The following is a 10,195-nucleotide window of genomic DNA, read 5'->3' on the forward strand; positions in this document are numbered from 1 at the left end:
TTTTACTATATGCTTTAACACCGTGATTATAAAGCAGTTATCAAACAGAAAAACACATAAAAAAACGGGCCCGATAGGCCCGTTTCCTTTTATCTTTATGGAAGAGCTTTAGAAATCCATTCCGCCCATTCCACCCATTCCACCAGCAGGCATTGGAGGCATTGTGGTATCTTTCTTCGGAGTTTCAGCAACCATTGCTTCCGTTGTGATCAGAAGGCTCGCAATGGAAGCAGCATTCTGCAGAGCAGAACGCACAACCTTCACAGGGTCAACAATTCCCAAAGCAATCAAATCACCAAACTGACCGGTTGCAGTGTTGTAACCAAATGTGTCTGCATTATTTTCCAATACCTTTCCAACGATGATTGCTGCTTCTTCACCGGCATTGGTCGCAATTTGACGTGCTGGTGCCTGAAGAGCACGACGAACAATATTAATACCGGCTTCTTCGTCAGGATCGCTTCCCTTAACGGTCAAAGCACTCGCCGCACGCAACAACGCAGTACCACCACCAGCAACAATGCCTTCTTCCACAGCAGCACGTGTTGCATTTAAGGCATCATCAACGCGGTCTTTCTTTTCTTTCACTTCAACTTCGGTCGCACCACCAACACGGATAACGGCAACACCACCAGCAAGTTTAGCAAGTCTTTCTTGCAATTTTTCACGGTCATAATCGGAAGTTGTTTCTTCAATCTGAGCCTTGATTTGGCTGACGCGTGCACTAATTTCGTTCTTTTGTCCAGCACCATCAATAATCGTAGTATTTTCTTTCGAAATATTCACTTTCTTTGCCCGTCCAAGCATATTCAAAGTGACATTTTCCAGTTTAATGCCCACATCTTCGGAAATCACCTGACCCGATGTCAAGATTGCAATATCCTCAAGCATTGCTTTACGGCGATCACCAAATCCTGGTGCCTTCACAGCAGCAATTTTCAAACCACCGCGCAACTTGTTAACAACGAGTGTAGCCAAAGCTTCCCCTTCCACATCTTCCGCGATAATGAGAAGTGGTTTACCAGATTGCACAACAGCTTCAAGTACGGGCAGCAGGGATTGCAGATTAGACAATTTCTTTTCGTGAATAAGAATGTAAGGATCATCGAGATCAGCCACCATTTTCTCAGCATTGGTGACAAAGTAAGGGGAAAGATATCCACGATCAAACTGCATTCCTTCAACGACTTCCAATTCCGTTTCAGCAGTTTTTGCTTCTTCCACGGTAATGACGCCTTCATTGCCGACTTTTTCCATAGCATCAGCGATCATTTTTCCGATTTCAGCAGCACCATTTGCGGAAATTGTTCCCACTTGTGCAATCTCTGCTGAAGTTTGGATTTTCTTGGCCTTTTTGAAGAGATTTGCCACCACTTCATCAACAGCAGCATCGATCCCGCGCTTGACGCCCATTGGGCTCATGCCCGCAGCCACGGCTTTTACACCTTCTTGGACAATAGCTTGTCCCAAAACAGTTGCCGTTGTTGTTCCATCACCAGCAACATCATTGGTTTTAGAAGCAACTTCACGCAACATTTGCGCACCCATATTTTCGAACTTATCTTCTAGTTCAATTTCCTTTGCAACGGATACGCCATCTTTTGTGATGCGCGGTGCACCAAATGATTTATCGATCACCACATTGCGACCTTTAGGGCCCAGTGTTACTTTCACAGCGTTAGCAAGGATATCAACACCGCGCAACAAACGCTCCCGCGCTTCACGGCCAAATTTGACTTCTTTAGCAGCCATTTATTTTCTCCTTGGAGTTTTCAAATAGTAAAAATGAAAGAATTGAGAGGCTTTCAATTAGCCCAAAATTCCCATAATGTCAGATTCCTTCATGATTAAGAGGTCTTCCCCATTAATCTTCACTTCGGTTCCAGACCATTTTCCAAAGAGGATACGGTCTCCTGTTTTCACTTCTAAAGGCACACGCTTTCCGTTATCATCGAGCGCACCATTACCAATAGCAATAACTTCACCTTCTTGAGGCTTTTCCTTTGCTGTATCAGGGATGATAATCCCACCAGCCGTTTTATTTTCAGATTCAACCCGACGGACAACGACACGATCGTGAAGTGGGCGGAATTTTATATTAGCCATGTTTTAGATCCTTAAAATTTAACACAATTCAATTAATCTTAAGTTCTTGCTAGCACTCTCAAAGTGTGAGTGCTAGCACTACTTAAGATATAAAATCACCCCTCCTCAATGTCAAGGATTCTTCATAAAAATAATTTATCTTAAAAGACTTTGACGTCTTGCCTCCTTTTCCTATTTTGCATTATCTAGCTTCTTCATTAACCCGTGAACATAAAAGGATCTTATTATGGTTGAAACACGTCAGGAAACGGATAGCTTTGGGACGATTTCGGTACGTCAAGACCGTTATTGGGGCGCACAAACCGAACGCTCACTGCATAATTTTAATATTGGCAGTGAAAAACAACCTCTCACCATCATTTATGCCTTAAGCCTTATCAAAAAAGCCGCAGCTATTGTAAATATGGAAAAAGGGAAGCTTCCGCAAAACATCGGCAAAGCAATCATTACTGCTGCTGACGAAGTGCTTTCTGGCACATTTGATACACACTTTCCCCTTTCTGTTTGGCAAACAGGTTCTGGCACGCAAAGCAATATGAATGTCAATGAAGTGATAGCCAACCATGCTTGCATGCTTTTGGGAGGAAAACTAGGCAGTAAAACACCTGTTCATCCCAATGATCATGTCAACATGAGCCAATCATCAAATGATTCTTTTCCCACAGCGCTTCACATTGCCACCACCCTGCAAACACGCCAACACTTATTTCCCATTCTTGAAGCCCTTATTACCACTTTAAGAACAAAAGAAGAAGAATTTGCTGACATCATTAAAATCGGGCGAACCCATACCCAAGATGCAACACCCTTAACTTTGGCACAAGAATTTTCAGGTTATCGCGCTGCACTGGAAGCCAATCTTCAACGCATTGAAGCAGCTCTTATCGATGTCCAGACCCTTGCCCAAGGGGGAACAGCCGTTGGAACCGGGCTCAATGCACCGCAAGGTTTTGATGTTGCCTTTGCGCAAACAATCAGCACACTCACAGGGCTACCCTTTAAGACCGCCAGCAATAAATTTGAGGCGCTTGCCCATCATGGTGCTCTTGCACATTTCCATGGAAGCCTAAACGCCTTGGCTGCTGATCTGTTTAAGATTGCCAACGACATCCGCTTTTTAGGCTCTGGCCCGCGCTCAGGATTAGGCGAACTAAGCTTGCCCGAAAATGAACCAGGCTCTTCTATCATGCCAGGTAAGGTCAACCCTACACAATGTGAAGCCATGACGATGGTTGCAACCCAAGTCTTTGGCAACCATACCAGTGTAACCTTTGCCGCAAGCCAGGGGCATTTTGAACTCAATGTTTATAAACCTGTCATTGGTTATAATGTTCTGCAATCTATTACCCTTCTTGGGGATTGCATGCGCTCTTTTGATCTTCATTGCGTCCAAGGACTGCGTGCTAATCGAGTCCATATTCACTCTCTCATGGAACGCTCTCTCATGCTGGTAACAGCGCTTGCCCCAGAAATTGGCTATGAAAAAGCGGCTGAAATTGCCAAAGCAGCACATAAAAATGATACAACTTTGCGTGTCGAAGCACTCAAAGCAGGTGTTTCTGGAAAAGATTATGACCGACTGGTTGATCCCAAAAAGATGATCCACCCGCAATAAACAAGAGGATAGAGATTTGTTTTCAAGACAAACTTTTTTGTAAAAATATCGGACCGTTCGCGGTCCGATTATCCTTGTAGCTTTAAAATTTTTATCCATCTCTTGCAAAGGTTCGTTCAATGCCATCTTTCGCAAAGATGAAAAAGCTTCTGAATTTTGCGCATATCTGCGCAGATAACTTTCCTCTTACTCCCAAAAAGTGCCTTCCCAAAGGGACAGTAGAATACAGGCCTTCTTGATACAAAACTTTCTAGAAAAACAAGAGAGACTTCTGCATCATGATAAAAAAGCACCCCCAGGCAACAGAAAAAAGAAGTCTCTTCTCCCCAAAGACAATACCAAACAACGTTCTCATGTGATAATATCGGGGCACCTGCGACCTAAATATTGCTGTATGTTCAACAGTTCCAGTGCTGCCTGTTGCAAAGGTTGGAGAACTTTTTGTGGTGTTTGATGCTGTTTTTGTGGATCACCTTCATACTGCTCGAAATAAAGCCGTAAAGTCGCACCCACAGTTCCTGTTCCCGATAAACGCACCACAAGCCGTGCTCCATTCTCGAAAAAAACACGGATACCTTGCCTGCTGCTTATACTCTGATCAACGGGATCATGATAGGTAAAGTCGTCTGCTTTTTCGACGCAGAGTCCAGCAATCTCTGTTCCCGCTCGGGGTAAATGGGCACGCAACTGCTCTATGAGAGCAGAGGCTTTTGATGCATCTACTTCTTCATAATCATAACGTAAAGAGTAAAAACGTCCATATCTGCACCAATGGTGTTGGACAATTTGTGCGACAGTCTTCCCTGTCACCGCTAAAAGATTTAACCAAAACAACACAGCCCATAAACCATCCTTTTCGCGGATATGGCAAGAGCCCGTTCCAAAGCTTTCTTCACCACAAAAGGTCACTTTTCCCGCATCTAAAAGCGAGCCAAAAAACTTCCACCCCGTTGGTGTTTCAAAACAATTCAATCTTTTTTTCTCAGCAACCAGATCAACAGCACGCGCCGTTGGCATAGAACGAGCAATCCCCACAATGCCTTGGCGATACCCTTTAATGAGATGTGCATGCTCTGCCATAAGAGCCAAAGAATCAGAAGGCGTCACAAACTGTCCCCGACCAATAAGCAGATTACGATCCCCATCCCCATCAGAAGCTGCCCCAAGATCAGGCCCCTGATCAGACATCATAAAATCGTAAAGAGTCTTGGCATAAAGCAAATTAGGGTCTGGATGCCCCCCACCAAAATCTTCTAAGGGAATAGCATTGATCACCGTTCCTTCAGGGAACCCTAAACATTTTTCAAAAATTTCCCGTGCATAAGGGCCTGTTACCGCATGCATTGCATCAAAACGCAAAGTCAGCCCTTCTGCAACGGCTTTAGCAATGCACTCAAAGTCAAAAATCTCCTGCATCAAAGCAACATAATCTGCGACAGGATCAATGATATCAACCTGCATGTCCCCTATAAAGCTTGTGCCTTCTCTCTCTAAATCAACATCTGGAGCTTCAAAAATTTTATAAAAAGAAAGTTTCTGTGATGCTGCAAAAATGGCTTCACACAGGGAATCGGGAGCAGGCCCACCATTGGCAATATTGTATTTAATGCCACAATCCCCATTTGAACCACCAGGATTGTGGCTTGCCGAAAGAATAACACCACCATGGGCATGATATTTGCGAATAAGATGCGAGACAGCCGGTGTAGAAAGAATACCTCTTCTTCCCACCTTTACACAACCAACACCATGGGCCGCTGCCATTTTCAAGACAGTTTGCAAAAGAGTGCGGTTGAAATAACGTCCATCACCTCCAAGAATCAGCAATTTTCCCTCAACAGAGCCAATGCTGTTAAAAACAGACTGTATAAAATTTTCAACATAATGAGGCTGTTGAAAAACCGATACTTTTTTGCGCAAACCAGACGTTCCCGGTTTTTGATCATCAAAAGCCGTGGTCAAAACTGTCGTTATCATCATCAAAACGCCTCTATAGTATTCTCTTTGAATTTTAAGGTGAATATCAGCCAAAGTCGACCATTAATTCTACTTGACGGAACAATGAAATACTTGCACAGTTAATGAAGGAAGAAAACTTCTTAAGACACCCTTTTAAAAGTGCCTTTAAAGACAAAAACTGTTTTAAAAAACAATTTTCATAAAAAAGACAGGAGCATGACTATGATGAGAAAAACAGTTCCAAACGCCACCTTCCATACACGTGTACGGGATGAATCAATGGGTGGGGATAATCCTTATCGATGGCAAGAGATCAAAAGCGATGCATATTTTAAAGGAAAACGTGTTATTCTCTTTTCTCTTCCTGGAGCTTTTACCCCTACTTGCTCAACTTTTCAACTCCCTGATTTTGAAAAGCTCTACGATGAATTTAAAAAGGTTGGCATTGATGAAATTTATTGCCTTTCCGTCAATGATGCTTTTGTCATGAATGCTTGGGGCAAAGAGCACGGTATCAAAAATGTAAAATTAATTCCTGATGGCTCGGGTGAATTCACCCGCAAAATGGGTATGCTGGTTGCCAAAGACAATATCGGTTTTGGAATGCGCTCATGGCGTTATGCTGCTGTTATTAATGATGGTATTATTGAACAATGGTTCGAAGAAAAAGGGTTTTCAGACAATTGTACAACAGACCCTTATGAAGTTTCTTCACCACAAAATGTTCTAAAAGTCTTGAAAGGTTAATTTAAAGCCCAATTTATATGTTCATACAACACAAACTTCATGGCACAAATTTCTTTACGGAGGGATTTGTGCCACGTGTTTTTTGTGAATTTTGCATTTTAAAAAATCTGTTGCCAACATGTGTGCATGCCTACACCATAAATGCGTAGTGTCGACCCGTTTTCTTCCCCGCCTCACCAACGTCCTCCACAGAAAGCTTTTTGTCCATTTTCATTAGAAAAGCAATGAAGCGATATGTTCTCGAAAACAGATCCCGTAAATTCCTCCCATCTACGCTCTCCAACAGATCAATTTTGATGCGGAGTTTGAGAATCAATTGCCTTTGCCTTCTTGAATGCCTCGGGATTTGAGTATCTTGAGATCCTTTACTCTAAGGGTATAAAACTTTCATGGAAAGACAAAAACTTTTATGCCCTTTGGGCTGCCAAAATATCTTGTACCGTTTTAACCAATTGTTCTTCATCCACCGTTACTTGCGCTGGCCGACTTTCACGCCATGTTTGATTATCTTTAATTTCATGAGATAAACGCGCCCCTTCAACTAAATCTTTGATCTGTATTTTTCCGCTCTCGCGTTCCTGTGAGCCTTGAATCACGACACAAGGTGCCTGGCGACGATCTGCATATTTCATCTGTGCCTTCATCCCCGCTTTCCCCAAATAAAGTTCCGCCCGAATCCCAGCACTGCGCAACTGCATCACCATTCTTTGATAGCGAGCAACAATTTCTGGTTCTTTATCCATCATCAACACCACCACAGGCCCAGTCTTTTCTTTCACAGGCAATTTTCCAAGGTTTTGTAAGGCAGCGATCAAGCGTGAGACACCAATGGAAAAACCCGTTGCGGGAATATTTTCACCACGAAAGCGTGCCACCAACCCATCATAGCGCCCACCCCCACCAACAGAGCCAAAAACAATTTTTTGTCCCTCATCATTGAAAACATCAAAAAGCAATGCCGCCTCAAAAACAGGCCCCGTATAATATTCCAATCCCCTTACTACCGAGGGATCAATTTTGATGCGGTTCTGAGTGCCATTTGCAGCAAAGATTGCCTGCATTTCCTCAAGTTCACGAATACCTTCAAGCCCTTGAGCACTCTGGTCAACGACCTTTCTAAGAGCATCAAGCATCTCTTCTGCTGTCTGAGCCTCTATCGTCAGCAAAGAAAGAATACGTTCAATCTCTTTGTCCTTAAGCTCTGCTCCTTTTGTAAAATCACCACTTTCATCCAAACGCCCCTCACCCAAGAGCAACCGCACACCTTCAGGACCAAATTTATCAAGTTTATCAATTGCTCTAAGAACGGTTAAGCGTTCTTCAGCGTATGCATTTCCACCCAAACCAATCAACTCTAAAACACTTTCCAGAATTTTTCGGTTATTCAGACGAATAACATAGTCATGGTGCTCAATGCCTAATTTTTCCAAACTATCGGCTGCCATCATGCAAATTTCGGCATCTGCAGCAACAGTTGGTGTTCCAACAATATCAGCATCAAACTGCATAAATTGTCGAAATCGCCCTGGTCCTGGTTTTTCATTGCGGAAAACAAAGCCAAGACGATAACTGCGATAAGGTTTTGGCAAAGTTTCAAAATTCTCTGCAAAATAACGCGCAAGAGGCGCTGTCAGATCATAGCGCAAAGACATCCACTGCTCCTCATCATCTTGGAGTGAAAAAACCCCCGCATTAGGACGATCTGAATCGGGTAAAAACTTGCCCAACACATCGGTATATTCAAAAATCGGTGTTTCAAGTGCTTCAAAACCGTAAAGTTCATAAACTTCACGAATCTGAGCAATCATGGTCTCAGTTGCATACAATTGCGCACTTGTACGATCAACAAAACCACGGGGTAAACGAGCTTTGGTTTTTTCCGGTGATGATGGCATATGATTCCCTAACAACAATTTGTGTTCACGAATAACCTGCTGTCTTATCTTATAGAAATAAATGCTGCAATGACTTTATCACCTTAAGAGCGTGCTCTCATACCCTACACCAACACACCATACACAACTCTTGCTTGCTAAAGGAAAAATGCCCCCACCCCTTAAAAAGTCTCTGCTTTCAAAACACTTCTAGTCTCAACATCCGAATATAAGTATATAAGTGCCATCTCTATATTTTTTCATTTATTGATGAAGCAATAATAGACGCCTCCAAACACACCCTCCCCCTTCATAGAGAGCTTTTTTCTTAGTACGTTTTTTAAGCACATTTCCCATAAGCTCTGCATCCATCTCCATCCAGCCTTTCCCTGCAATGAGTGCTGCGGTTATTGGAAGAGTATCTGGGCACAATCCACAGATTATGGCAGCTTTATTGGCTGTGTGCTGCTTGCTGGGCTTTATAATTTATATCCGTAAAGCATATGATTATATGCGTTCGGAAATGGACGGAGTGCGATAAAACCGCTTGCACATTTATATCTACCCAACAGCACATAAGAGATTGACACATCTTTTTTGAGAAGCATTAAGAGACAATTGTTGATCTTGATTAAGCGTAAGCCCCCTAGACATCAGCACCTTTATTTTATAAGAGCATCCTCAGTTTATCGCATCTTTAAAAATCCTCAAGACATCAGAGTGCTTTTCGCTTGCTGTGCAAAGTGATTGATGAGGGTTCTTAGATCAGCACTCTTAGGACCAGAATCTGTAATTGACCTTGAAAGAGAAGGAATAATATTCTGCCACACCTTTTGTGGAAACTGGCTGATCAGCCGTGGTATTGTTCCTCCTTGAGCACCAATACCAGGAACAAGAAATAGGCTGTTTTTTAACTGCTCGATTGTGTCTTTTGCTTCACTGCCCAATGTTGCTCCAACAACCGCACCAATGGGACCGACAGAATGGTCTTTTGCCAACGATTGGCTATTATAGTCACAAATACGCTGCGCTAAATGAACCGAGAGTGTTTGATCACCAATACGGGCATTGTGAATGGGTTTCCCCTCTGGATTAGAGGATTGAACAACCACAAAAGCTGCTGTTCCCGTTTCTTCTGCAATCTTTATCAGAGGCATGAGGGCATCAAAGCCAAGAAAAGCATTCACGGTTATGGCATTTGCTTTAAACGCACTGCTTGACCCAAGCCAAGCCTGACCATAGGCTTCAACTGTAGAGCCAATATCGCCCCTCTTGGCATCAGCGATCACCAAGACACCTTGTTTGTGTGCATCTTCAATGAGTTCTTTAAGAACCTGGAGCCCCTCCGCACCATACAATTCAAAAAATGCGACTTGCGGCTTTATAATCCCCACATTTCCTACAACCGCTGTTAAGAGAATATCACAAAACGCTTTGAGACCTTTATAATCACAGCTCAAATTCCATGATCGCAAAACTTTATGACTAGGGTCAAAACCAATACAAAGTGGTCCATAGATTTCACGATTTTTAAAAAAAGTTGAACAAAACATTCCACACTCCCACACGGCCTCTTTTTAAACTTTTCGATACAGAAAAAGCACTACCTTTAAAAGGACCGGTAACATGGTTTTCATGAAAAAGGAAAATATTTTCAAATTTCATGAGACGGCAAGAATGGCACAAGCATTACGTATTCTTTTACAAAACAAGCATGCCATATCCATTTTACAAAACATCCTCGTGGTACAAATATCTTTTCTGCACACTTCTTTTTTTTGCTCAGAATTAATTTTTCCTACCCTTCACTTTTTCCATGACCTTTTGTTAGACTCATTTTTCCTCACAAGCTGCTTTTTTATTTTTCTGGTATGCTCCTCATCAGCTGATTATC

Annotated in this window: 8 protein-coding genes and 1 pseudogene; 3 read left to right on the forward strand and 6 right to left on the reverse strand. The window is 42.7% G+C overall.

Going from position 1 to position 10,195, the window contains the following annotated elements:
• Nucleotides 1-108 precede the first annotated feature (108 nt).
• Both groL and groES read right to left on the reverse strand, forming a co-directional pair.
• Complete coding sequence (gene groL, locus J7R07_RS07535; RefSeq protein WP_208436257.1) at nucleotides 109-1,752, reverse strand: chaperonin GroEL; 1,644 nt, start codon at nucleotides 1,750-1,752, stop codon at nucleotides 109-111.
• A 57-nt stretch (nucleotides 1,753-1,809) separates the two neighbouring features.
• Entirely contained in the window at nucleotides 1,810-2,106 is a 297-nt protein-coding gene (gene groES / locus J7R07_RS07540) for a co-chaperone GroES (RefSeq protein WP_208436258.1), read from the reverse strand.
• Between the two features lie 226 nt (nucleotides 2,107-2,332).
• Between groES and fumC the strand changes: the two genes are divergently transcribed.
• Nucleotides 2,333-3,721 carry a class II fumarate hydratase gene (gene fumC / locus J7R07_RS07545; RefSeq protein ID WP_208436259.1) on the forward strand — a complete coding sequence of 463 codons (1,389 nt, stop codon included), beginning with the start codon at nucleotides 2,333-2,335 and terminating at the stop codon, nucleotides 3,719-3,721.
• A 351-nt stretch (nucleotides 3,722-4,072) separates the two neighbouring features.
• Here fumC and J7R07_RS07550 read toward each other — a convergent pair whose 3' ends face one another.
• Nucleotides 4,073-5,701, reverse strand: coding sequence for an alpha-D-glucose phosphate-specific phosphoglucomutase (locus tag J7R07_RS07550; protein ID WP_208436260.1), 1,629 nt, complete (start codon nucleotides 5,699-5,701; stop codon nucleotides 4,073-4,075).
• Between the two features lie 201 nt (nucleotides 5,702-5,902).
• Here J7R07_RS07550 and J7R07_RS07555 point away from each other — a divergent pair, with 201 nt between their 5' ends.
• On the forward strand, nucleotides 5,903-6,427 hold the full coding sequence (locus J7R07_RS07555; RefSeq protein WP_208436261.1) for a peroxiredoxin: 525 nt from the start codon (nucleotides 5,903-5,905) through the stop codon (nucleotides 6,425-6,427).
• 407 nt (nucleotides 6,428-6,834) lie between these two features.
• Here the strand turns inward: J7R07_RS07555 and hisS are convergent, their stop codons facing one another.
• Both hisS and J7R07_RS07565 read right to left on the reverse strand, forming a co-directional pair.
• Nucleotides 6,835-8,322, reverse strand: coding sequence for a histidine--tRNA ligase (gene hisS, locus J7R07_RS07560; RefSeq protein WP_208436262.1), 1,488 nt, complete (start codon nucleotides 8,320-8,322; stop codon nucleotides 6,835-6,837).
• A 243-nt stretch (nucleotides 8,323-8,565) separates the two neighbouring features.
• Nucleotides 8,566-8,733 (reverse strand): hypothetical protein, encoded by a 168-nt coding sequence (locus J7R07_RS07565; RefSeq protein ID WP_208436263.1) that lies wholly within the window; start codon nucleotides 8,731-8,733, stop codon nucleotides 8,566-8,568.
• Here J7R07_RS07565 and J7R07_RS08450 point away from each other — a divergent pair.
• A pseudogene (locus tag J7R07_RS08450) lies at nucleotides 8,693-8,842 on the forward strand (Bcr/CflA family drug resistance efflux transporter); the annotation flags it as partial. The gene J7R07_RS07565 and the pseudogene J7R07_RS08450 overlap by 41 nt on opposite strands.
• Before the next feature lie 166 nt (nucleotides 8,843-9,008).
• Here J7R07_RS08450 and pyrF read toward each other — a convergent pair.
• A complete protein-coding gene (gene pyrF, locus J7R07_RS07570; RefSeq protein ID WP_208436264.1) occupies nucleotides 9,009-9,854 on the reverse strand; it encodes an orotidine-5'-phosphate decarboxylase in 846 nt (281 codons plus the stop codon).
• Nucleotides 9,855-10,195 lie beyond the last annotated feature (341 nt).

This window comes from Bartonella phoceensis, from assembly GCF_902825145.1.
Lineage (GTDB): Bacteria > Pseudomonadota > Alphaproteobacteria > Rhizobiales > Rhizobiaceae > Bartonella > Bartonella phoceensis.